Source organism: Cupriavidus laharis (genome assembly GCF_914271435.1).
Lineage (GTDB): Bacteria > Pseudomonadota > Gammaproteobacteria > Burkholderiales > Burkholderiaceae > Cupriavidus > Cupriavidus laharis.
On the sequence record NZ_CAJZAI010000001.1, the window covers coordinates 232,452 to 254,873 of the forward strand.

The 22,422-nt window shown below is 66.5% G+C and carries 19 protein-coding genes and 1 tRNA gene; 14 read left to right on the forward strand and 6 right to left on the reverse strand.

The window, feature by feature from the left end:
- Positions 1–37 precede the first annotated feature (37 nt).
- From LDO29_RS01065 to LDO29_RS01075, 3 genes are all read left to right on the forward strand, one after another.
- Positions 38–2,362 carry a DNA translocase FtsK gene (locus LDO29_RS01065; RefSeq protein ID WP_224077943.1) on the forward strand — a complete coding sequence of 775 codons (2,325 nt, stop codon included), beginning with the start codon at positions 38–40 and terminating at the stop codon, positions 2,360–2,362.
- A gap of 145 nt (positions 2,363–2,507) precedes the next feature.
- Entirely contained in the window at positions 2,508–3,146 is a 639-nt protein-coding gene (gene lolA / locus LDO29_RS01070; protein ID WP_224077944.1) for an outer membrane lipoprotein chaperone LolA, read from the forward strand.
- 8 nt (positions 3,147–3,154) lie between these two features.
- Positions 3,155–3,577, forward strand: coding sequence for a hypothetical protein (locus LDO29_RS01075; RefSeq protein ID WP_224077945.1), 423 nt, complete (start codon positions 3,155–3,157; stop codon positions 3,575–3,577).
- Positions 3,578–3,606: 29 nt separating this feature from the next.
- On the opposite strand, the gene LDO29_RS28170 is transcribed toward LDO29_RS01075, so the two are convergent.
- Positions 3,607–3,735 carry a hypothetical protein gene (locus LDO29_RS28170; protein WP_290369510.1) on the reverse strand — a complete coding sequence of 43 codons (129 nt, stop codon included), beginning with the start codon at positions 3,733–3,735 and terminating at the stop codon, positions 3,607–3,609.
- On the opposite strand from LDO29_RS28170, the gene LDO29_RS01080 reads away from it, so the two are divergent.
- The gene (locus LDO29_RS01080; RefSeq protein WP_224077946.1) at positions 3,728–4,111 is read left to right on the forward strand and encodes a hypothetical protein; all 384 of its coding nucleotides are present in this window, start codon (positions 3,728–3,730) and stop codon (positions 4,109–4,111) included. The two genes, LDO29_RS28170 and LDO29_RS01080, sit on opposite strands and share 8 nt — an antisense overlap.
- Before the next feature lie 147 nt (positions 4,112–4,258).
- Positions 4,259–5,302, forward strand: a complete 1,044-nt coding sequence (locus LDO29_RS01085) for a Fe(3+) ABC transporter substrate-binding protein (protein WP_224077947.1) — start codon at positions 4,259–4,261, stop codon at positions 5,300–5,302.
- 9 nt (positions 5,303–5,311) lie between these two features.
- Here LDO29_RS01085 and LDO29_RS01090 read toward each other — a convergent pair whose 3' ends face one another.
- Together LDO29_RS01090 and LDO29_RS01095 are read right to left on the reverse strand one after the other, a co-directional pair.
- Positions 5,312–5,956, reverse strand: a complete 645-nt coding sequence (locus LDO29_RS01090; protein ID WP_224077948.1) for a hypothetical protein — start codon at positions 5,954–5,956, stop codon at positions 5,312–5,314.
- A gap of 182 nt (positions 5,957–6,138) precedes the next feature.
- A complete protein-coding gene (locus tag LDO29_RS01095) occupies positions 6,139–7,782 on the reverse strand; it encodes an ABC transporter permease (RefSeq protein ID WP_224077949.1) in 1,644 nt (547 codons plus the stop codon).
- 92 nt (positions 7,783–7,874) lie between these two features.
- On the opposite strand from LDO29_RS01095, the gene LDO29_RS01100 reads away from it, so the two are divergent.
- The 5 genes from LDO29_RS01100 to LDO29_RS01120 all read left to right on the forward strand — a co-directional run bounded on the left by LDO29_RS01100 (position 7,875) and on the right by LDO29_RS01120 (position 13,038).
- Entirely contained in the window at positions 7,875–8,975 is a 1,101-nt protein-coding gene (locus LDO29_RS01100) for an ABC transporter ATP-binding protein (RefSeq protein ID WP_224077950.1), read from the forward strand.
- 105 nt (positions 8,976–9,080) lie between these two features.
- Complete coding sequence (locus LDO29_RS01105; RefSeq protein WP_224077951.1) at positions 9,081–10,421, forward strand: replication-associated recombination protein A; 1,341 nt, start codon at positions 9,081–9,083, stop codon at positions 10,419–10,421.
- 101 nt (positions 10,422–10,522) lie between these two features.
- Complete coding sequence (gene serS, locus LDO29_RS01110; RefSeq protein WP_224077952.1) at positions 10,523–11,827, forward strand: serine--tRNA ligase; 1,305 nt, start codon at positions 10,523–10,525, stop codon at positions 11,825–11,827.
- A 79-nt stretch (positions 11,828–11,906) separates the two neighbouring features.
- Positions 11,907–11,996: transfer RNA gene (locus tag LDO29_RS01115), tRNA-Ser, on the forward strand.
- 169 nt (positions 11,997–12,165) lie between these two features.
- On the forward strand, positions 12,166–13,038 hold the full coding sequence (locus LDO29_RS01120) for a DUF1653 domain-containing protein (protein WP_224077953.1): 873 nt from the start codon (positions 12,166–12,168) through the stop codon (positions 13,036–13,038).
- A gap of 208 nt (positions 13,039–13,246) precedes the next feature.
- On the opposite strand, the gene LDO29_RS01125 is transcribed toward LDO29_RS01120, so the two are convergent.
- A complete protein-coding gene (locus LDO29_RS01125; protein WP_224077954.1) occupies positions 13,247–14,578 on the reverse strand; it encodes a hemolysin family protein in 1,332 nt (443 codons plus the stop codon).
- A gap of 61 nt (positions 14,579–14,639) precedes the next feature.
- Positions 14,640–15,614 carry a LysR family transcriptional regulator gene (locus LDO29_RS01130; protein WP_224077955.1) on the reverse strand — a complete coding sequence of 325 codons (975 nt, stop codon included), beginning with the start codon at positions 15,612–15,614 and terminating at the stop codon, positions 14,640–14,642.
- A 124-nt stretch (positions 15,615–15,738) separates the two neighbouring features.
- Between LDO29_RS01130 and LDO29_RS01135 the strand changes: the two genes are divergently transcribed.
- From LDO29_RS01135 to LDO29_RS01150, 4 genes are all read left to right on the forward strand, one after another.
- On the forward strand, positions 15,739–17,016 hold the full coding sequence (locus LDO29_RS01135; protein ID WP_224077956.1) for a D-amino acid dehydrogenase: 1,278 nt from the start codon (positions 15,739–15,741) through the stop codon (positions 17,014–17,016).
- A 79-nt stretch (positions 17,017–17,095) separates the two neighbouring features.
- The gene (locus tag LDO29_RS01140) at positions 17,096–18,022 is read left to right on the forward strand and encodes a glutamate/aspartate ABC transporter substrate-binding protein (RefSeq protein ID WP_224077957.1); all 927 of its coding nucleotides are present in this window, start codon (positions 17,096–17,098) and stop codon (positions 18,020–18,022) included.
- Between the two features lie 172 nt (positions 18,023–18,194).
- Positions 18,195–19,007: a transporter substrate-binding domain-containing protein gene (locus LDO29_RS01145; RefSeq protein ID WP_224077958.1), complete on the forward strand. Its 813-nt coding sequence runs from the start codon at positions 18,195–18,197 to the stop codon at positions 19,005–19,007.
- 106 nt (positions 19,008–19,113) lie between these two features.
- The gene (locus LDO29_RS01150; RefSeq protein ID WP_224077959.1) at positions 19,114–19,773 is read left to right on the forward strand and encodes an amino acid ABC transporter permease; all 660 of its coding nucleotides are present in this window, start codon (positions 19,114–19,116) and stop codon (positions 19,771–19,773) included.
- Positions 19,774–19,844: 71 nt separating this feature from the next.
- On the opposite strand, the gene cphA is transcribed toward LDO29_RS01150, so the two are convergent.
- A complete protein-coding gene (gene cphA / locus LDO29_RS01155; RefSeq protein ID WP_224077960.1) occupies positions 19,845–22,415 on the reverse strand; it encodes a cyanophycin synthetase in 2,571 nt (856 codons plus the stop codon).
- Between the last annotated feature and the right edge of the window lie 7 nt (positions 22,416–22,422).

Below are 22,422 nucleotides of genomic sequence, written 5' to 3' on the forward strand. Positions count from 1 at the left end.
GCCGCCACCATCACCTGCAAGTGAACCAGACCAAGGCATGGCCAGAGCAACCACCACAACCCGGACGGACCCGTCGGCGCTGCCTTCGCGCATCGGCAAACTGCTTGGCGAAGTGCGCTGGTTCTTGCTGCTGGCGGTTACGCTGGGTTTCCTGTGCGTACTGGCCAGCTACAGCAAGACCGACCCCGGCTGGTCCCACGCCAACCAGGTCGCCGATATCCACAACCTCGGCGGCCGCGTGGGCGCCTGGGTGTCGGACGTGCTGTTCTTCATCTTCGGCTTCTCGGCCTACTGGTGGGCCGTGCTGCTGGTGCGCCGCTGCTGGCGCGGCTGGCGCACGCTGACCGCGGAACTGCCCGAGCGCGAGGACCACCGCCAGGGTGTGACGGTGAGCTGGATCGGTTTCGTGCTCACCCTCTTTTCCAGCATGGGCCTGGAAGCCATCCGCATGTACCCGCTGCGGGCCGCGCTGCCGCGCGCGCCGGGCGGCGTGCTCGGCGACCTGCTCGGCGGCTGGATGCAGACCGCGCTGGGCTTCACCGGCGCCACGCTGCTGTTGCTGCTGATGCTGGCCATCGGCCTGTCGCTGTTCTTCCATTTCTCGTGGCTGTCGGTGGCCGAGCATATCGGCGGCTTTGTCGAAACCTTGTTCCTGGGCTTCAAGGCCCGCCGCGAAAGCAAGCAGGACCGCATCATCGGCGAAGCGGCCAAGGTCGAGCGCACCGAAACCGTAGAGGTGCAGCGCGTGCGCATCGAGGAAGCCGCGCCCGTGCAGATCGTGCGACCGCAGGCGGTGCCCAAGCACGAGCGCGTCGAGCGCGAGAAGCAGCAGCCACTGTTTGCCGATATCCAGGATTCGGACCTGCCCCCGCTGTCGCTGCTGGACCCGATCCCGCCGCACCAGGACACCGTCAGCGCCGAGACACTGGAATTCACCTCGCGCCTGATCGAGAAGAAGCTCAAGGACTTCGGCGTCGAGGTCAAGGTGGTGGCGGCCTACCCAGGCCCGGTCATCACGCGCTACGAGATCGAACCCGCCACTGGCGTCAAGGGCAGCCAGGTGGTGAACCTCGCGCGCGACCTCGCGCGTTCGCTGTCGCTGGTGTCGATCCGCGTGGTGGAGACCATCCCGGGCAAGAACTACATGGGGCTGGAGCTGCCGAACCCGAAGCGCCAGACCGTGCGCCTGTCTGAGATCCTGGGCTCGCAGGTCTACAACGAAAGCGCTTCCAGCCTGACCATGGCGCTGGGCAAGGACATTGCCGGCAAGCCGATGGTGGCCGACCTGGCCAAGATGCCACACTGCATGGTGGCCGGCACCACGGGCTCGGGCAAGTCGGTCGGGATCAATGCGATGATCCTGTCGCTGCTCTACAAGGCCAAGCCGGAGAGCGTGCGCCTGATCCTGATCGACCCGAAGATGCTCGAAATGAGCGTCTACGAAGGCATCCCGCACCTGCTGTGTCCGGTCGTGACCGACATGCGCCAGGCCGGCAACGCGCTGAACTGGGCCGTCGGCGAGATGGAACGGCGCTACAAGCTGATGAGCAAGCTGGGCGTGCGCAACCTGGCCGGCTACAACAAGAAGATCGACGAAGCCGCGGCCAAGGAAGAAAAGATCCCGAACCCGTTCAGCCTGACGCCGGACGCGCCCGAGCCGCTTGACCGGCTGCCGACCATCGTCATCGTCATCGACGAGCTGGCCGACCTGATGATGGTCGTGGGCAAGAAGGTCGAGGAACTGATCGCACGGATCGCGCAGAAGGCCCGGGCTGCAGGCCTGCACCTGGTGCTGGCCACGCAGCGTCCGTCGGTCGACGTGATCACCGGCCTGATCAAGGCCAACGTGCCGACCCGCATCGCGTTCCAGGTCAGCAGCAAGATCGACTCGCGCACCATCCTTGACCAGCAGGGCGCGGAAACGCTGCTCGGCATGGGCGACATGCTCTACCTCGCGCCGGGCACCGGCCTGCCGGTGCGCGTCCACGGCGCCTTTGTCTCCGACGACGAAGTGCACCGCGTGGTGGAAAAGCTCAAGGAAGGCGGCGAAGCCAACTATATCGAGGGCATCCTTGAAGGCGGCCTGACCGATGGCGACAGTGGCAGCGATGGCTTTGGCGGCGGTGCGGGCATTGGTGGCGGCGGTGGCGAAGCCGATCCGCTCTATGACCAGGCCGTGGAAGTCGTGCTGAAGAACCGGCGCGCGTCGATCTCGCTGGTGCAGCGCCACCTGCGCATCGGCTACAACCGCGCGGCGCGCCTGCTCGAGGATATGGAAAAAGCCGGACTGGTGTCGGCCATGTCGGGCAACGGCAACCGGGACATCCTTGCAGCGCCCGGTGCCGCAAGGGAAGATGACTGAGCGCCGCATCGGTAACATGCGGTTACCCGGCAAGTGGCGCCGGGAGGAATCCGACGCCGGCTACACGCTCTAACCAGACAGGTTGCACCGCCGTGCCAGGTATGGTGGCGGTGCGGCGCCTCTTCCATCAGCAAGGATCTGATACATGCGAAAACGCATTCTCGCGTCGGCCTGTGCAGCGCTGGCCGTATTTGCCGCGCACATGCCCATGGCCCTGGCCGCAGCCACCGACCAGCTGCAGAGCTTCGTTTCCGGCGTCAAGAGCGCAAAGGGCGAATTCACGCAACGCCAGGTCAAGGGGCAGGGGGACAGTCTCAAGGTGACTGGCACGTCGAGCGGCAGCTTTGTGTTCTCCCGCCCCGGCAAGTTCACGTGGCGCTATGCCAAGCCCTATGAGCAGCTGCTGCAGGCCGACGGCCAGACGCTCTACATCTACGACAAGGACCTGAACCAGGTCACCGAGCGCAAGCTCGACGGTGCGCTGGGCTCCAGCCCGGCAGCGATCCTGTTCGGCAGCAACGACCTCGAGAAGAATTTCACGGTAAAGAACGGTCCCACGCGTGACGGCGTGGAGTGGCTGGAGCTGACACCTAAGTCGAAGGACACGCAGTTCGAGCGGATCGGCATCGGCTTCAAGGGCGGCAACCTCGAGGCGATGGAGTTGCGCGACGCCTTCGGCAACACCACGCTGCTGACGTTCTCGGCCATGCAGAAGAATCCGCCGCTGCCCGCGGATGCGTTCCGGTTCACGGTGCCCAAGGGCGCCGACGTGATGAAGCAATGAGGCGCGCCATGTCTGTACTGAAGCCGGTGGTTGGTGGTGCAAGGCGCGGCGTGGCGGGTGCCGCCGCCTGCCTGGCCGTGGTCCTTGGGCTGTCCGCCTGCGCAACCACGGCTGGTGGCAAGTTCGATGTCGATTCCTTCCTGCGTGCATCGGACGCGGCCTTGCCGGAAGTCCTCGGCAATCCGGCGTTCCTGTCGGCAACCCGGCTTCCGGCGACCGATTGTGCCGTCATGCTGCAGTCTTCCAGCACCGGCGTGCTGGAAGACCTGCCGCCCAGCAGCAGCGCGCGCGGGCCAGCCTGGCTGTTGCATCCGGCCGGCAAGCCGGACCAGGTGTGGCTGATTGTCAGCGAGGCCGGCGGCGAGCGCACCTGCCATGGGCCGCTGCCGGCGGACGCGATGAAGGTCCTGGCCGAGCGCGCCAAGGGCTGACGGCAGCCGGCCCGGTCATCGCACTTTGCTCACTGCGGTTTGACTGCCACCTTCAGCACGCCGTCGCGCTGGTTGGCGAACAGCTCGTACGCCGCCACGATATCGTCCAGCTTGTAATGGTCAATCCGCCTGCCAATTCCGGAGAAGAAGATGGACACCACCCGAATCGCAACCCATTGTGGGGATCGACTTCCCCGTCATTCGTTGGCCTGCCTGGCGATAGGCTTGCTGCTGGCGGGCTGTGCAGCGCAACCGGTGCAACCTGCCGGCGCCCCTGCCGACAAGCCCGCGGCAACGCCGATGCCGGGCCCGCAGGGCGCACGCGGCACGCCGGAAGGGTGCCAGGCCGACAAGCTTGGCGACAGCAGCCTGATCGGCAAGACGGAAGCCGAAGCCATCGCATTGCTGCAAGGCTGTGCCTGGCGCATTGGCGAGCGCGACGGCCAGCAGTATCCCGGCACCATGGACTACAACCCGCAGCGGCGCACGCTTGGCATTACGTCCGGCAAGGTGGCTTGGGTGCGCCGCGGCTAGACATCATGTATGGACAACTTTGCCTGCGCGGCGTCAAACATGACAGAAATGTAATTTGACGACCTAAACGGGAATGATTATTTTTTCGGCTCTATCCGAATAAGCGAGGCGAGCCCGCGGGGCTGCCTCAACCACAGGGGAAGAGCCATGCGTGTCACCGCCACAATCCGCCGTCTGCTGCCTTGGTCCGCAGCGCTTGCCGTCCTAATGCAGCCGCTTGCGGCAGCTGCGCAGGAAAAGGTGCTCAATCTCTACACGGCGCGCCACTACCAGACCGACGAGGCGCTCTACGCCAACTTCACGAAGCAGACCGGCATCAAGATCAACCGCATCGAAGGCCAGGAAGACCCGCTGCTCGAGCGCATCCGCAGCGAAGGCGCGAACAGCCCGGCGGACGTGTTCATCACGGTGGACATCGGCCGCCTGTGGCGCGCCCAGCAGGCGGGCGTGTTTGCACCGGTCAAGTCGATGGTGCTGGCGTCGCGCATTCCCGCCAACTACCGCGACCCTTCGGGCGAGTGGTTCGGCTTCTCGGCGCGCGCGCGCGTGATTGCCTACAACAAGACTGCCGTGAAGCCGGGCGACATCGGGCGTTACGAGGACCTGGCAGACCCGAAGTGGAAGGGCAAGGTGTGCACGCGTTCCGGCGGGCATGTGTACAACCTGTCGCTGGTGTCGAGCCTGATCGCGCACGATGGCGAGGCGAAGACTGAGCAGTGGGCCCGTGGCGTCGTGGGCAACCTCGCGCGCGCGCCCAAGGGCGGCGACACCGACCAGCTCAAGGCCGTAGCCGCCGGCGAGTGCGACGTCGCGATTGCCAACACGTACTACATCGCCCGCATCCTGAAGTCGACCAAGCCCGAGGACAAGGCTGTGGCCGACAAGCTCGGCGTGGTCTGGCCCAACCAGGACGGCCAGGGCGTGCATATGAATGTCTCGGGCGGCGGTATGCTCAAGCATGCGCCCAATAAGGACGCGGCCGTCAAGTTCCTGGAATACCTGGCCAGCGACGACGCGCAGCGCTACTTTGCCGATGGCAACAACGAGTGGCCGGTCGTGCCGAGCGTGAAGGCCGCCAATCCGGCGCTCGACGCCATGGGCACCTTCAAGGCCGACACGATCAACGTGGGTGAACTTGGCAAGTTCCAGCCGCAGGCCCAGAAGCTGCTGGACCGCGCGGGCTTCAAGTAAGCAGGCAAGTCAGAGCAGGAAGCGCTTGTTACCGGTCACCTCGGCCGGCTCGACCTTGCGGAACGTGAGCTTCACGCTGCTGTCCAGCCGCCGGCCGGCCTGGCGCCGCCGCAGCGCGCGTTGCATCAGGCCCTTGTGGCCGACCGTTCCCTCGGCATAGGGCTGGCCGTTTCCGATGTTCAGTGCACCCGCGGCGAGCGCAGCATTGCGCTCGGCCGCGCTCTTTTCGAGCAGCTTGTCGAGCGCTGTGCGGGCGCGCACCTGCGCCATCAGTCCCGCGTCGGACGGATTGGCGCGGGCGCGGTCGGCGTCCCACGGCAATCGCACCTTGCCGGCCAGCCGGCGCAGCGCGGCGCGCAGCTCTGCGCCATCCATCTTGTTGTCCTGGACGATCCAGACCGCGTCATGCCGGATCAGCGGTTCGGTGTCCGCCATCCTGCGCAGCAGCACGGCCGGCAGGCCGGGTGCGCTCACCTGGTGCGAACGTCGGATGGCGTTGAGCGTGATGCGCCGGATCTGCGGGTTGGCATGGTCGGCCAGGTCGGCGAGCACGCGCTGCGCGGCGTCTGGTGAATCGATCATTTCAGCAAGCTGGCCCGCCAGGGAGACCTCTTCCATGCTGCTGAGCTTGGCCTTGCCGACAAGCCTGTTCATCTTGAACACCAGAAAGTGATATTTCAGCATAATTCCCCGTGCGATCCTGGCGCCGCGTGACGGGTGGCGAAGTCTGGCCGGTCTCGCCCGCAGCCTTGTCTGTTGTCCCCAGTCCGGAAAATGGAATCCGGAGCCGGGCCTGGCCCGGGTAACGGCAACCTGATGCTGAAACTTGAGGGAAATCAGGAATCCGCGCCGCGGCGGATGGTGCGCGACAACACCACCACCGGCAACAGCCCCGCGGCCACGATGACCAGCGACGCGGTGGCGGCTTCGGTCAGGCGCTCGTCGGAAGCGAGGTTGTAGGCCTGAACGGCCAGCGTGTCGAAGTTGAACGGCCGCATGACGAACGTGGCCGGCAGTTCCTTCATCACGTCGACGAAGACGATCAGGCCGGCGGTCAGCAGGCTGCCGCGCAGCATCGGGAAATGGACGCGGCGCAAGGTGGCGCCCGGGCCGTGGCCAAGGCTGCGCGCGGCGGCATCCATGCTGGGCGTGATCTTGCCCAGGCCGGCATTGACCGCCTGCAGCGCCACGCCGAGAAAGCGCACCAGCAAGGCATAGACCAGCGCGGCGATGCCGCCCGTCAGCAGCAGGCCTGCAGCCATGCTGAACTGCTGGTGCAGCCAGGCCGACAGCGCATTGTCCAGCCGGGCCACCGGCACCAGCACCCCGACTGCGATCACCGAGCCCGGCAGGGCATAGCCCATGCCGCACACGCGCGTCAGCCCTCGCACCAGCCAGGCGCGCCGGGCATTGGCGGCGCGTCCTGCATAGCCGATCGCCAGTGCGACGCCTACCGCGGCCAGTGCCGTGGTGCCAGCGAGCAGCACGCTGTTGCGGATCAGGCCGACGAAGCGGGGGCCGAACTGGGCGTCGCCGTCAGTCAGGGCCATGCGGCACAGCATCAGTGCCGGCACCAGGAAGCCAAGCAGTACCGGTACCGCGCAGGCCAGCAAGGCCAGCCAGCCACACGCACCTGCGAGCGGATAGGCGGGCGCACGCCGCTGGTTGCCGTAGACCTCTGCGCGTCCCCGGCTGGCACGCTCAGCGAGCAGGATCGCGACGACGAAAGCCAGCATGCAGGCCGACAGCTGCGCGGCCGCGGTCTTGTCGCCGAGCGAGAACCACGCGCGGTAGATGCCGGTCGAGAAAGTCGGAATGCCAAAGTAGGCGACCGTGCCGAAGTCCGCCAGCGTTTCCATCATGGCCAGCGCAGTGCCGGCGACGATGCCGGGCCGTGCCAGCGGCAGCATCACGCGCCACAGGCGGCTCCAGGTGCCATGCCCGAGCAGCCGGGCGGCCTCGAGCGTGTTCAGCGTCTGCTGCAGGAAGGCCGCGCGCGCGGTGAGGTAGACATAGGGGTAAAGCACCAGCGAGAACAGCGCGATGGCGCCGCCCAGCGACCGGATATCGGGGAACCAGTACTCGCGGGCGCCCCAGCCCATGAGCGCGCGCAGCCAGCCTTGCACCGGGCCGGCGAACTGCAGCGCGTCGGTATAGGCGTAGGCGATCACGTAGGCCGGCATGGCCAGCGGCAGCACCAGTGCCCATTCCATCATCCCGCGGCCGGGAAAGCGGTAGGTGGCGACCAGCCAGGCCGTCGTCACGCCGAGCAGCAGCACGCCGCAGGCGACGCCGAGCAGTAGCCAGAGCGTGTTGGTGACATACTCGGCCAGCACGGTCTCGACCAGGTGGCGCCAGGTCTCTCCGGCGGGGGCCAGGACGCTGGCAACCACGAACACGATGGGCACGGCGACCAGCAGTGCCATGGCTAGCGCGGCCATGGTCAGCGGATGCAGGCGGTGATGACGGAGCAGGAGCATGCGGGCAGCGCGCGAGGCGTCTGGAACAGCTGGCCATTCTAGCAACGTGGGCGACATGCGGGCCATGTCGCCCCAGTCCCTATAATTCGCGGATGCGAGCCGATTCCTTTACCTCATCCCGCCCCAGTGCGCCCGTCGTTGCTCCGTTACTGGAAGTCGACAATATCCGGCATGCCTTTGGCCGGCATGTCGTGGTCAACGGCCTGTCATTCCGGCTTGCCCGCGGCAGCATTGCCTGCCTGCTCGGCCCGAGCGGATGTGGCAAGACCACCGTGCTGCGGGCCATTGCCGGTTTCGAGCCGCTGATGGCGGGGCGCATCGTACTGGACGGCACGCTGGTGTCATCCCCGGGCCGCGCCGTGCCACCCGAGCAGCGCCGGATCGGCATGGTGTTCCAGGACTACGCACTGTTCCCGCATCTGAGCGTGGCCGACAATGTTGCGTTCGGGCTGAGAGGCGTGGGCCGTGCCGAGCGCGCGGCACGGGTGGCGGAAGTTCTCGAACTGGTGGGCCTGTCGGGCGCCGATGGCAAGTATCCACACGAGCTGTCGGGCGGCCAGCAGCAGCGCGTGGCGCTGGCGCGCGCGCTGGCGCCGCGGCCGGAACTGCTGCTGCTGGACGAGCCGTTCTCGAACCTCGACGTTGACCTGCGCGAGCGGCTGAGCCTGGAAGTGCGCGACATCTTGAAAGCGCAGGGCACCACCGCGATCCTTGTCACGCACGACCAGTACGAGGCCTTTGCCATGGCCGACGAGATCGGCGTGATGCATGACGGCGTGATCGAGCAATGGGCGGGTGCGCACGCGCTCTACCACCGCCCGGCCACGCGTTTCGTGGCGGACTTCGTCGGGCAGGGCGTGCTGATGCCGGGCCGCATGCAGGCCAATGGCGAGATCGGGCTTGAACTGGGCAAGCTGCGGCCCTTGGCGCCGCTGGACCTGCCCGAAGGTGCGCCGGTCGATGTGCTGATCCGCCCCGACGATATCGTGCACGACGATGCCAGCCCGCTGCGCGCCGACGTCGTGCACAAGGCTTTCCGCGGCGCAGAGATTCTCTATACCCTGCGCCTGGCCGGCGGCGGCAAGGTGCTGGCGCTGGTGCCGTCGCACCACGACCACGTGATCGGGCAGCCGATCGGCATCCGTGTGGAGATCGAGGACGTGGTGGCGTTTCCTGCCGCCGCGCAGCGTTGACGGGGCAATGGTCTACACTCTCACGTTCCCCGGCGCCGCTGGCGCCAACCACGCCGATGCCTTGCAGCTGGCGCGTGGTCTTGCGATTTCCGAGGCCTGAATACCGTGGCGGACACGCTGTTTTCCGATTCTTCCGACCGTTCCCGGCAACCGCTCGCCGAGCGCCTGCGTCCACGCAATATCGACGAGGTGATCGGCCAGCAGCACCTGCTCGGGCCCGGCAAGCCGCTGCGCGTGGCGTTCGAGTCCGGCGAGCCGCATTCGATGATCCTGTGGGGGCCGCCCGGCGTGGGCAAGACCACGCTCGCGCGGCTGATGGCCGATGCCTTCGATGCCGAGTTCATCGCGCTGTCGGCCGTGCTGTCCGGCGTGAAGGACATCCGCGAGGCGGTGGAGCGGGCCGAGCAGTTCCGCGCGCACGGGCGCCGCACGCTGGTGTTCGTCGATGAAGTCCACCGCTTCAACAAGAGCCAGCAGGACGCCTTCCTGCCGCATGTGGAAAGCGGGCTGTTCACGTTCATCGGCGCCACCACCGAGAACCCGTCGTTCGAAGTCAACGGCGCCTTGCTGTCGCGCGCGGCCGTTTATGTGCTGAAAAGCCTGGATGACGCCGAACTCACACAGCTCGCGCAGCGCGCCAGCGAAGAATTGGGCGGCATCACCTGGCAGGATGAGGCACTGAAGCTCATCGTGGCTTCCGCCGACGGCGACGGCCGCAAGCTGCTGAACAACATCGAGATCGTGGCCCGCGCGGCGCGCAATGCGGGCACGGCCGAGATCGACACGGCCCTGCTGGGCAGCGCGCTGTCCGAGAACCTGCGCCGCTTCGACAAGGGCGGCGATGCGTTCTACGACCAGATCAGCGCGCTGCACAAGTCGGTGCGCGGTTCCGACCCGGACGCCGCACTGTACTGGTTCTGCCGCATGCTCGATGGCGGCGCCGATCCGCGCTACCTCGCGCGGCGTATCGTGCGCATGGCGTGGGAAGACATCGGCCTGGCCGATCCGCGCGCCGCCCGCATCACATTGGACGCCGCCGAAACCTATGAGCGCCTCGGCTCGCCCGAGGGCGAGCTGGCGCTCGGGCAGGCGCTGATCTACCTCGCCGTGGCGCCCAAGTCCAACGCCGGCTACAACGCGTACAACGCGGCACGCGCGTTCGTGTCCAAGGACAAGTCCCGCGCCGTCCCCGTGCACCTGCGCAATGCGCCCACGCGGCTGATGAAGGAACTCGGCTACGGCCACGCCTACCGTTACGCGCATGACGAGCCCGAGGCCTATGCGGCGGGCGAGCACTATTTCCCCGACGACCTGAAGGCGCAGGACTGGTACCAGCCGGTGCCGCGTGGCCTGGAAGGCAAGATCGCCGAGAAGCTGCGCCACCTGCGCGAACTCGACGAAGCCTGGCATCGCGAGCACCGGGGCAAGGGCAAAACCGGCGAATGAGGCGGCAAGCCCGCACAGTTCCGGGGCTGTGGGGCGCGCGGGTGAAGTAAAATGGCGGGTCCGCCGGCATGTCGCCGGCTCCGCACTTCCCACACCGCAACATGCTCGACATCCAGCTGTTCCGCAAAGACATCGACGCCGTGGCGCAACGCCTTGCCATGCGCGGCTTCCAACTCGACGTAGCGGCCTTCCAGGCGCTCGAAGGCGAGCGCAAGCAACTGCAGACCCAGACCGAGGAACTGCAATCCCGCCGCAACAGCCTGTCCAAGCAGATCGGCATGCTCAAGGGCAAGGGCGAAGACGCCTCGGCCGTGATGGCGGAAGTGGGCGGCATCGGCGATACGCTGAAGGCTTCCGCCGCGCGCCTCGACGAGATCCAGGCCCAGTTGTCGGAACTGATGCTGTCGATTCCTAACCTGCCGCATGAAAGCGTGCCGGTCGGCAAGGACGAAACCCAGAACGTCGAAGTGCGCCGCGTCGGTGAGCCGCGCCAGTTCGATTTCGAAGTCCGCGACCACGTCGACGTGGGCGAGAAACTCGGTCTCGATTTCGACACGGCGGCAAAGGTGACCGGTTCGCGCTTCTCCATGCTGCGCGGCGGCGTGGCGCGCATGCACCGCGCGCTGGTGCAGCTCATGCTGGACACGCACACGCAGGAACACGGCTACACCGAGATGTACGTGCCGTACATCGTCAATGCCGCGTCGATGCGCGGCACCGGCCAGCTGCCGAAGTTCGAGGAAGACCTGTTCAAGGTGCCGCGCAAGGTCGGCGGCGAGGATGGCGAGCGTACCGAGAACTTCTACCTGATCCCGACCGCTGAAGTGCCGCTGACCAACATCGCGCGCGACGCGATCCTCGCGGGCGACAAGCTGCCGCTGCGCTTCGTTGCGCATACACCGTGCTTCCGTTCCGAAGCCGGCTCGTACGGCAAGGACACGCGCGGCATGATCCGCCAGCACCAGTTCGACAAGGTCGAGCTCGTGCAAGTGGTGCCCGCCGAGCAGTCGTTCGACGCGTTGGAGCAGCTGACCGGCCACGCCGAGGCGATCCTGAAGAAGCTTGGCCTGCCGTTCCGTACCATCGTGCTGTGCACCGGCGACATGGGCTTTGGCAGCACCAAGACCTATGACCTCGAAGTGTGGATCCCGGCGCAGAACACATACCGCGAGATCAGCTCGTGCTCGAATATGGGCGACTTCCAGGCCCGCCGCATGCAGGCCCGCTACCGCGTGGGGCAGGGCAAGCCGGAGCTGGTTCATACGCTGAACGGCTCGGGCCTGGCCGTCGGCCGCACGCTGGTGGCCATTCTCGAAAACTACCAGAACGCCGACGGCTCCGTCACCGTCCCGGCCGCGCTGCAGCCGTACATGGGCGGTGCCACGCGCCTGGAACCGGAACTGTAAAAACTGCGGGTCAGCCTCTTGCGCTGGCTGGCAGACCCTGTCTATAATCTTGGTTTCGCTGCAACGCGACCAAGTTACCGGAGAGGTGGCAGAGTGGTCGAATGTACCTGACTCGAAATCAGGCGTACCGGCGACGGTACCGTGGGTTCGAATCCCACCCTCTCCGCCAACAAAAAGCTGCCGACTGATTCGACCACCGGCAGACAAGAAGACTGTAGTAAAACTCAGGCCGACTCCTGCGCAAGCAGGCGTCGGTTTTGTTTTTTGTGTGCCGGTTTTTGCCGCGATCCACGCACGTTCACCGGTCCCGATGCGGGCCGGACTTCCGAGGGCAGCCGATGACGTCCACACCCGCCGATCCTTCGCGTTTCCAGGGCGATCCCGCCGAACTGCCCCGCGACCCCGACCTGCTCCCGGGCATGCCTTACCGCCACTACAAGGGCGGCGCCTATGCCGTGGTCGGCGTGGGCCGGTTCGAGGCCGACCTGTCGCCCGTAGTGGTCTACGAAGCGATGCGCGATCGTTCCCTGCTGTGGGTGCGCACCGCTGAAGTCTTCAGCGAGGCCGTGGCAACGCCGCAGGGGGCGGTGCCGCGCTTTGCGCCGGACTGGCCGGCCGCGTTGGCGTGCCTCGATTTCCTGCCGCGCAAGGCAGTGCTCGACGTGCTGGCGTTGTACGATGCGCCATACCGTCGCTACCACGACCGCCGGCACGTGCTCGAGATGTTCGAGCAGGCCCGTATCCGCGGTGTGGCGCTGAATTCCGCGCAGGCGCTGGCGGTGCTGTTCCACGACGCCGTGTATGTCCCCGGCTGCGAACACAATGAGGCCGCTTCGGCCGCACTGATTCCAACGATGACGCCCGGCGTCGATGCCGACGTGGTCCAGCTTGCTGCGCAGATCGTGCTGGATACGCACATGCATGAGGCCACCGTCGCGGAGGCGGGCACCGTGCTCGATCTTGACCTGTACCGGCTTGCCGTGCCGGCGGACGAGTTCGATGCCTTCAGCCTCGCTGTCTTCGAAGAGAACCGTGCCTTGCTGGCGGCGCGCACCGGGCTGTCGGGCGAGGCGCTGACGCAGGTCTTCCGGCAACGCCGCGCTGCCTTCCTGTCGACGCTTGCGCAGCGCCCGCAGTTGTTCGTGACCGACGCCTTTGCCGATTGCGAGGCGTTGGCGCGCGCCAACATCGCGCGCGTCGCAGGTGCCTGAACGCATGCTGGAGGCAAGCGCCGCCAGGGAAGCACTGTAGTCGCTTTTGCATTGCTGGGCACGGCCTGCGTCACGCTGCATATGCCGGCGCGTCTGCCGGCATGGCAGCTTGGCGCGATGGCCGCGGCCACGGTCATGGTGGCTGCCGGCTATCTTGCTGCGTTCCGCCTGCCGGACAGGATCGATCAATACCGCCAGGTGGGCTCGCTCAGTGTTCCGGTTCCGGCTCCAGCGTCTTCTGCGTTGCCTCCGTCCCTGCCGGCAGCCGCGACACCAGCAGCTGGTCGATCTTGTGATGGTCGATGTCCAGCACTTCAAAGCGGAACTCCGCCACGGTGATCGACTCGGATTTCTTCGGGATGCGCTTGAGCGCGTAGATCACCAATCCCGCAGCCGTATCCACGTAGTCCTCGCCGGGCAGGGAGTCGATCTCCAGCGCCTTCTTCAAATCGATCAACGGCGTAAGCCCGTCCACTAGCCACGAGCTGTCGTCGCGTCGCACGATCTGCTCGTCTTCGCTCGAGTAGAGGATGTCGCCCATCAGCGCACCGACGATGTCGTCGAGCGTGACGATGCCGACCACGAGGCCGTACTCGTTCATGACCACGGCAAAGCTCTGGTGCATCTCGCGGAAGCGCGTCAGGGCTTCGGACAGGGTCAGCGTGTCCGGGATCACCAGTACGTTCTTGTCGTGGTGCTTGCCGATATTGCCGATCACCGTCGCAGTCTCGTCAGCCAGCAGCAGTTGCAGGATGTCCTTGGAGTCGATGTAGCCCTGCACATCGTCGAGGTCGTGGCCGCACACCGGGTATTGGGCGTGCGGCTGGTTGACCAGCTTGCGCCGCACGCTGTCGGCGGTTTCGTCCAGGCTCAGGTAGACCACGTCGTCGCGCGGCGTCATGATGGCCGTGACGCTCTTGGAGTCGAGTTCGAACACGTTCTCGATCAGGTGGATCTCATGCTTGAGCAGCACGCCGGCCTCGGCGCCCGCATCGACCATGGCGGCGATGTCTTCGGTCGTGATCTGCTCGACCGTCTTGGTCGGCAGCCCGAACAGCCGCAGGCTGGCGTCGGCCGCGGCGTTGAATACGAAGACCAGCGGCTTGAGCACGCGCAGCAGCGTCAGGATGGGATCGATCACCGCGAGCGCGCACGCCTCGGGAAAGCTCATGGCGATGCGCTTGGGGATCAGGTCGGCAAACTGGATGAACAGCAGCGTGACGATCAGGAACGAGCCGATATTCGCGATCCGCTGCGCGATGCCGGCATCCATATAGGGCGACAGCGCGGCAAGCACCAGGTCGGAGACGTGCTTCTCACCGAGGATACCGGCCAGGATCGCCACGCTGTTCACGCCGATCTGCACGATCGTGAAGAAGTTTCCGGGCTCCTCCTTGAGCAGCAGCACCTTGGTGGCGCGGCGGTCGCCGCGTTCGGACAGCGTCTGCAGCTTGGTGCGGCGGGCGGCGGTCAGCGCGATCTCGGAAATCGAGAAGAAGGCGCTGACCAGGATGAGGAGGAGCAGTGTCAGTACGAACATGGCTGGATGAGGGCGCCGTTCGGGCCTCTTGATGATGGTGCAGGCCGCGCGAGGCTGTCAATCAATCGCGCCCTCGTGCGGCGGATGCGGCTGAGGCGTCGAAGCTGGCGACAGGCGTTTCAAGCCGCTCGGGTAGGGTAATGGCCAGTGCCGCGGCGGCCTGCGCGAACTGCTCGCGCATGTCGTCGACCAGGCTCGACGCGGCGCGGTGGCTCGCGCGCAGCAGCTGGATTTCGAACGGCAGGGCGGGCTGCACCGCATGCAGCGAGACGCGGTCAGGGCTGGCGCTCAAAGCGGTGTACTGGTCAAGCAGGGCCATGCCCAGGCCGGCTTCCACCAGTGCAAGCGCCAGCGAATACGTCTGCACTTCCAGCATGGAGCGCGGCTCCAGCGCATGCCGCGCCAGCGTCTGGCGCACCAGCAGGCCGAGCGAGCTGTTGTCGTCGTAGCCGATGAAGGGCCGCTCCATCAGCTTGCGCATCGGCACCACATGGCGCCGGCCGCCAGCCGGCAGCGGTTGCTCGCGCGGCACGGCCAACAGCATGTGGCCAGCGGCCACGGGCTCGCATGTGATCGCTTCGTGCCGTGGCGGCGAGAAGGCAAAGCCGAGGTCGATCTGGTTGGCCAGCAGCGCATCGACGATCTCGTCGGTATGGTGGGTCAGTACCTGCACCTGCGTGTCGGGATAGCGCGCACAGAAGCCACGCACGGCGGGCACCAGCAGCGGCCCCGCCAGGCTCGGCGTGGCCGCCACGCGCAGGCGCCCGGCCCCCTTGTGGCGCAGGCTTTCCGATACGCGCCGCACGCGCTCGATCTCGCCATATAGCCTTTCGACATCACCGTACAGCGCAGTGGCCTCCGGCGTGGCCTGCAGGCGGCCGCGCACGCGCTCGAACAGCCGGAAGCCGAGCGATGCCTCGGCGTGCTGGAGCACGCGCGTGACGACGGGTTGGGAAACATAGAGCAGGCGCGCGGCCTCGCTGACCGTGCCGGTCAGCATGACGGCGCGGAAGACTTCAATCTGGCGCAATCGCATGATGGAGGTGCTGGTGCGGGGTAGCCTATAGCCTGAAGACATATTCTGGCACGTATTGGCATTGGGCAAGCCGCGTGCGCTCGGCTACGCTGCTGCCATCGGATGGAAAGCGAAAAGGACGGCAATGCGGGTAGTGATCGTGGGCGCTGGCGTGGTCGGCATGACCAGCGCCTGGCGCCTGGCGCAGGATGGCCACGAGGTGACCGTGCTGGAGCGGCACGATGGCCCCGGCGAGGAGACCAGCTTCGCCAACGGCGGGCAGCTCAGCTACAGCTACGTGGCGCCGCTGGCCGGGCCCGGCGTGATGGGCAAGGTGCCGGGCTGGCTGCTGCGGCGCGATTCGCCCATGCGCTTCCGGCCCGTGGCCGACCCGGCGCAGTGGCGCTGGCTGGCCGCCTTCATGCGAGCGTGCAATGCCGCCACCAGCGAGGCCACCACGCGCAAGCTGCTGCGCCTGGCGTTCTACTCGCGCGACCTGATGCAGGCGTTCGTGGCCAGCGAAGGTGCCAAAGCCAGTGCGAGCGATTTCGATTTTGCGCGGCGCGGAAAACTGATTGTGCACCGCGATGGCGCGGCGTTCGAATCGGCACGGCGCCTGCTCGACTATCAGGCCAGCCTCGGCTGCGAACAGCAGGCACTCGACCGCGAGGCGTGCGTGGCGCTGGAGCCCGCGCTGGCGGGCATCCGCGACGAGATCGCCGGCGCGATCTACACACCGAGCGAAGAGGTCGGCGATTGCCACCGTTTCTGCCTGTCGCTGGCACGGTTGCTGCAACAGCAGCCCGGTGTGTCGATGCGGTTCGGTACCGTCGTGCAAGGGCTGGTGCAGGAAGGGGATCGCATCACAGGTGTGCGGACAGGGGCCGGCGTGCTGCCGGCCGATGCGGTCGTGGTGGCGGGCGGTATCGGCAGCGTGCCGCTGTTGCGTCCGGCAGGCGTGCGTCCGATGCTGTGGCCGTTGAAGGGCTACAGCATCACCGTGCCGCTGTCGAACGGTGGGCGAGCGCCGCATATCAGCATCACGGACTTCGCCAACAAGATCGTCTATGCGCGCATCGGCAATACGCTGCGCGTCGCGGGCATGGCCGACCTCGTGCGCGGCGGCGCGCGCATCGATGTCGAGCGCGTTGGCACGCTGGTGGCGCAGACGCGCGCGCTGTTTGACGGTATCGTGCCCGATATCCCGCTCGCGCAGTTGCAGCCGTGGGCAGGACTGCGGCCAGCGACGCCCGATGGCTTGCCGATGGTCGGTCCCTCACGACTGCGGGGCCTGTGGCTCAATCTCGGGCATGGCGCGCTCGGCTTCACGCTCGCCATGGGCAGCGCCGGGCTGCTGGCCGACCAGCTCGCCGGACGCAGGCCTGCCGTCAACGCCGACGATTTCACCGCCGCGCTTGCGTAACCGCGCGGCGGCATCTTGCAGTAGTGGTTTCGATGGAATGCCTCGACCAACAAGCACCCTCAACAGAAGGAGCGCCAATATGAAGCAACCGCACACTTGCCACAACCGGGTCCCCCTGCGCCTGCTGGCAGCCACCGCCCTCGGCCTGATCGGCACGTTCTCTGCCACCGCGGCCAGCGCCGCCGACGGCGACACGCTGCGCAAGATCAAGGACAGCGGGGTGATCTCGCTCGGCTACCGCGAGTCGTCGATCCCGTTCTCGTACACCGACGGCAAGGAGGTGATGGGCTACTCGCACGAGATCCTGCTGCAGATCGTCGATAAGGTGAAGGGCGAGCTGAAGATGCCGAACCTGCAGGTCAGGCTCACGCCGATCACCTCGCAGAACCGCATTCCGCTGGTGCAGAACGGCACCATCGACATCGAGTGCGGCAGCACCACGAACAACCTCGAGCGGCAGAAGCAGGTGGCGTTCTCCAACAGCCTGTTCGTCTACGGCATCAAGATGCTGACGAAGAAGGATTCCGGCGTGAAGGAGTTCAGCGACCTGAAGGACCGCAACGTGGTCACCACTGCCGGCACCACCGGCGAGCGCCTGCTGGTCAAGATGAACGGCGAGAAGGCCATGAACATGAACCTGATCAGTACCAAGGACCACGGGCAGTCCTTCCTGATCCTGGAAAGCGGGCGTGCCGCGGCCTTCGTCATGGATGAGCCGCTGCTGTACGGCGAGCGCACCAAGGCCAAGAGTGCGGGCGACTGGGTGGTGGTGGGCGCGCCGCTGCAGACCGAGAACTACGCGTGCATGTTCCGCAAGGATGACCCGTCGTTCAAGAAGCTGGCCGATGGTGTCGTCGCAGACTTGCAGACCAGCGGCCGGGCCGAGAAGCTGTACAACAAGTGGTTCATGTCGCCGATCCCGCCGCGCGGCATCAACATGAACTATCCGCTGTCCGCTGACATGAAGGCGCTGTTCGCCGCGCCGAACGACAAGGCGTTCCAGTAACGGCACCATGCCGGCATGGCCGGCTGGCAGTTATATAGCCATGATAAATCGTTATTTCGCTATCGATAGCGTTTGCGGTAGTGTTGAGGCCGATATAGGCTCATAGCAGCACAAGCAGCCGGCATGCTTCCACAAGACGCTACCGGCCAATCCGCATCCCACTGGAGAACATATGCGATCGATTCGTCATGGCTGGCTCAAATCCCTGCTGGCTGCATCGCTGATCGCCGGCGCTGCCGGCCTGACCGCCACCGCGGCCAGCGCCGCGGACCTGCTCGATACGGTCAAGCAGGCCGGCGTGCTGAAGATCGGCCTCGAAGGCACCTATCCGCCGTTTGGTTTCCGCAGCCCGAAAAACGAGCTCGACGGGTTTGATGTGGATGTGGCGCGTGCAGTGGCTGCCAAGCTCGGCGTGAAGCCGGAATTCGTCACGACCGAATGGAGCGGCATCATTGCCGGCCTGCAGGCGGGCAAGTTCGACGTGATCGTCAACCAGGTTTCGGTGACGCCGCAGCGCAAGCAGGTGCTGGACTTCTCCACGCCGTACGTCTACTCGGCCGCGCAGCTCATCCAGCGCAAGGATGACAAGCGCGAGTTCAAGTCGCTCGAAGAACTGAAGGGCCACAAGCTCGGCGTGAGCCTGGGCAGCAACTACAACGACCTGGCCAAGTCGGTGCCGGGCATCGACGTCAAGACCTATCCCGGTGCGCCCGAATACCTGCGCGACCTGGCTGCACAGCGCGTGGATGCCGCGCTCAACGACCGGCTGATGGTGAACTACCTGATCAAGAGCGCCAACCTGCCGCTGCGCCCGGGTGCGGTCGTGCCGGGCGCCAATGCCGAGGTGGCCATTCCGTTCCGCAAGGACAACCCGAAGTTTGCCCAGGCCATCGACCGTGCGCTGGATGACCTGCGCAAGGATGGCACCCTGACCAAGCTGTCGGTGAAGTGGTTCGGTTCGGACGTGACCAAGCCCGGCAAGTAAATCCGAACCTGGTTGTATCAACACCCCGCCCGGCCGCTGGCTGCGCGGGGTTTGCGCGCATTCCCGCAAGCCGTATGATGCGTGCATTCTTTCCGGCGTCTCCCAAATGTCCGCTCTCCAGCTCGTTTCCGATTCCATGCCCGTGCTGCTGCAGGGCACGCTGCTGACCATCAAGTTCGCACTGTGGTCGATGGCCTTCGGGCTGGTGCTCGGTACGGTGGTGGCGCTGATGGGCATCAGCCACAACGCCATCCTGAAGGGCATTGCGCGCGCGTACGTCAGCATCATGCGCGGTACGCCGCTGCTGGTGCAGATCTTTGTCGTCTACTACGGCTTGCCGGGCATCGGCATCGCGCTGGAGCCGACGCCGGCCGGCGTGCTGACGTTGAGCCTCAACGTGGGGGCCTATCTTTCCGAGAGCATGCGCGGCGCGATTCTCGGTATCCCGCGCGGCCAATGGCTGGCTGCGTACAGCCTCGGGCTGACGCCTGCCCAGACGCTGCGCTACGTTGTCGGCCCGCAGGCGCTGCGCCTCGCGGTCCCAAGTCTTTCCAACAGCCTGATCAGCCTGATCAAGGACACCTCGCTGGTGTCGGTCATTACCGTGACGGAGCTGCTGCGCACGGCGCAGGAGGTCATCGCGGCGACCTACCAGCCTTTGCCGCTATACCTTGCTGTGGCAGCGATCTACTGGGTGCTCAGTACCGGCCTTTCGGGATTGCAGCATATGCTGGAACGCCGGTTGTCGTTGCCGGGGCGGCACTGAAGTCCGGTTCGGCAAACAAAAAGGGCCAGCCCGTTCGGGGCTGGCCCTTCGTACATCCCAAAGGTGCCTGCTTAACCCTGCGTGACGCGGCTGGCGATGTGCGCCAGCGCTTCATCGACCTGGTCCACCAGGATCAGGCAAAGATCACCAGCCTGCAGGCGCGACAGCGACGTGTCGATGGCCAGGAATTCGCCGCGGATCTCGTCGATCGCGCTGGCGCGCGTGGCGCCCTGCAGGCCCTCGCGCAGCAGGGCGAGCACTTCACCGTCGGCGCGCCCGCGCTGGCACTGGTCCTGGTACAGGATGACCTCGTCGAATACGCCGCCAAGGATCTGCGTCTGCTTGCGGATGTCCTCGTCGCGGCGATCGCCCGCACCGCTGATCACCACCATGCGGCGCTTCGCCGGCATGGTCTGCACCGCATTGCACAGCGCCTGGATGGCGTCCGGGTTGTGGCCGTAGTCTGCGATCAGCGTGGCGCCCTTGTAGTCGAACACGTTGAAGCGGCCCGGGGCCGTCTGCGCGTCGTTGACGAAGGTGGCCAGGCCGCGGCGGATGATGGTCCAGTCGATGCCGAGCGCCCAGGCCGCGGCGATCGACGACATGGCATTTTCCACCTGGAAGCCGATCGTGCCGTTGCGCGTGAGCGGGATCTCGGCCAGCGGGATACGCGCCTCGTTGTCGCCTTCCGACGCGACGATGTGGTCGCCGTCGACAAACACTACACGCTTGCCCTGCGCACGGTGCGTGGCCATGGCAGGCTGGCCGCAGTCATGTGCAAAGAACGTCACCGAGCCTGGGCACGCATCAGCCATGCGCACCACCATCGGGTCCCCGGCATTGAGCACGGCCATGCCGTGCGACGCCACGTTCTGCACGATCACGCTCTTGAGCACGGCCAGGTCTTCCACCGTGCTGATGTAGGACAGGCCCAGGTGGTCGCCTTCGCCGACGTTGGTGACCACGGCGACGTCGCAGCGGTCGAAGGCCAGGCCTTCGCGCAGCAAGCCGCCGCGCGCCGTCTCGAACACGGCAGCGTCCACGTCAGGGTGCAGCAGCACGTTGCGCGCGCTGCGCGGGCCGCTGCAGTCGCCCGTGTCGACGCGCTCGCCACGGATATACACGCCGTCGGTGCCGGTCATGCCCATGCGCAGGCCGCTGGTGGCCATGAGGTGCGTGATCAGGCGGACAGTCGTGGTCTTGCCGTTGGTACCCGACACCGCCACCACCGGAATGCGGCCATCGTTGCCGTCGGTGAACATGGTCGACACGATGGCTTCGCCGACCGCACGGCCCTTGCCGTAAGAAGGCTGCAGGTGCATGCGCAGGCCCGGCGCGGCGTTGACTTCGACGATGCCGCCGGCCTGTTCCTCGAACGGCTTGAGCACGGTTTCGCACACCGCATCCACGCCGGCGATGTCCAGGCCGACCATCTGCGCGGCAGCCACGGCGCGCGCAGCAATGTCCGGGTGGACGTCGTCGGTCACGTCGGTGGCGCTGCCACCGGTCGACAGGTTCGCGTTGTTGCGCAGGACCACGCGCGTGCCCTTGGGCGGCACGGACTCTGCAGTCAGGCCCTGCTTGGCCAGCGTGGCGAGCGCGATGTCGTCAAAGCGGATCTTGGTCAGCGAGGTGGCGTGGCCTTCGCCGCGGCGCGGGTCGCGGTTCACTTCCTCGACGAGCTGGCGCACGGTATGCGTGCCATCGCCGATCACCTGCGGCGGATCACGGCGCGCGGCGGCGACGAGGTGCTTGCCGACCACCAGCAGGCGGAAGTCGTGGCCCGGAATGTAGCGCTCGACGATCACATCGGAGCTGATGTCCGAGGCTACCTCGTACGCCGTCATGACTTCCTCGCGCGTGCGGATGCGCACGGCCACGCCCTTGCCCTGGTTTCCGTCGCGCGGCTTGACGACCACGGGGGCGTCGATTTCCTGCGCGGCTTCCCAGGCTTCCTCGGCGCTGCGCACCGAACGGCCCAGCGGCACCGGCACGCCGGCGGCATGCAGCAGGCTCTTGGTCAGTTCCTTGTCCTGCGCGATCGATTCGGCCACGGCGCTGGTCGCGCTGGTTTCGGCAGCCTGGATGCGGCGCTGCCTGCTGCCCCAGCCGAACTGCACCATCGAGCCCTGCGTCAGGCGGCGGTACGGAATGCCACGCGCCACGGCGGCGTAGACGATGGAGCCCGTGCTGGGCCCGAGGCGCACGTCTTCGTCGAGTTCGCGCAGGCGATGCAGCGCGTCGGCGAGGTCGAAGGGCGCGTCGTCGCGCGCGGCCAGGCACAGGGCCTGGGCCAGATCGAACGCCAGGCGGCCGACCTCTTCCTCGCTGTATTGTGCGACCACCTGGTAGGTGCCGGGTTCGACGGTCTGCGCCGTGCGGCTGAACGTGACCGGGCAGCCGGCGGCGGCCTGCAGGCGCAGCGTGGCAGCTTCGAGCACGTGCGCGAGCGACAGTTCGCCGGCTTCCTCGTCCGGATGCAGCGGCCCGATGTCGGGAAAGCGCGCGCGCAGGCGGTCTTCAAAGCCGGGCAGGGCGGCGACCATGTCCGACGGTTCCTGGCATGCCACGATCGCTTCGATGGCAGTGTGGCGGCACCACAGGTTCGGGCCGCGCAGGGCCCGGATGCGAGAGACTTCCATAGATTCT

Bases quoted from the DNA above. Each gene is read 5' to 3' on its own strand.
- LDO29_RS01065 (WP_224077943.1), top strand. From the start codon at position 38: ATGGCCAGAGCAACCACCACAACCCGGACGGACCCGTCGGCGCTGCCT.
- lolA (WP_224077944.1), top strand. From the start codon at position 2,508: ATGCGAAAACGCATTCTCGCGTCGGCCTGTGCAGCGCTGGCCGTATTT.
- LDO29_RS01075 (WP_224077945.1), top strand. From the start codon at position 3,155: ATGTCTGTACTGAAGCCGGTGGTTGGTGGTGCAAGGCGCGGCGTGGCG.
- LDO29_RS01080 (WP_224077946.1), top strand. From the start codon at position 3,728: ATGGACACCACCCGAATCGCAACCCATTGTGGGGATCGACTTCCCCGT.
- LDO29_RS01085 (WP_224077947.1), top strand. From the start codon at position 4,259: ATGCGTGTCACCGCCACAATCCGCCGTCTGCTGCCTTGGTCCGCAGCG.
- LDO29_RS01090 (WP_224077948.1), bottom strand. From the start codon at position 5,956: ATGAACAGGCTTGTCGGCAAGGCCAAGCTCAGCAGCATGGAAGAGGTC.
- LDO29_RS01095 (WP_224077949.1), bottom strand. From the start codon at position 7,782: ATGCTCCTGCTCCGTCATCACCGCCTGCATCCGCTGACCATGGCCGCG.
- LDO29_RS01100 (WP_224077950.1), top strand. From the start codon at position 7,875: ATGCGAGCCGATTCCTTTACCTCATCCCGCCCCAGTGCGCCCGTCGTT.
- serS (WP_224077952.1), top strand. From the start codon at position 10,523: ATGCTCGACATCCAGCTGTTCCGCAAAGACATCGACGCCGTGGCGCAA.
- LDO29_RS01120 (WP_224077953.1), top strand. From the start codon at position 12,166: ATGACGTCCACACCCGCCGATCCTTCGCGTTTCCAGGGCGATCCCGCC.
- LDO29_RS01125 (WP_224077954.1), bottom strand. From the start codon at position 14,578: ATGTTCGTACTGACACTGCTCCTCCTCATCCTGGTCAGCGCCTTCTTC.
- LDO29_RS01130 (WP_224077955.1), bottom strand. From the start codon at position 15,614: ATGCGATTGCGCCAGATTGAAGTCTTCCGCGCCGTCATGCTGACCGGC.
- LDO29_RS01135 (WP_224077956.1), top strand. From the start codon at position 15,739: ATGCGGGTAGTGATCGTGGGCGCTGGCGTGGTCGGCATGACCAGCGCC.
- LDO29_RS01140 (WP_224077957.1), top strand. From the start codon at position 17,096: ATGAAGCAACCGCACACTTGCCACAACCGGGTCCCCCTGCGCCTGCTG.
- LDO29_RS01145 (WP_224077958.1), top strand. From the start codon at position 18,195: ATGCGATCGATTCGTCATGGCTGGCTCAAATCCCTGCTGGCTGCATCG.
- LDO29_RS01150 (WP_224077959.1), top strand. From the start codon at position 19,114: ATGTCCGCTCTCCAGCTCGTTTCCGATTCCATGCCCGTGCTGCTGCAG.
- cphA (WP_224077960.1), bottom strand. From the start codon at position 22,415: ATGGAAGTCTCTCGCATCCGGGCCCTGCGCGGCCCGAACCTGTGGTGC.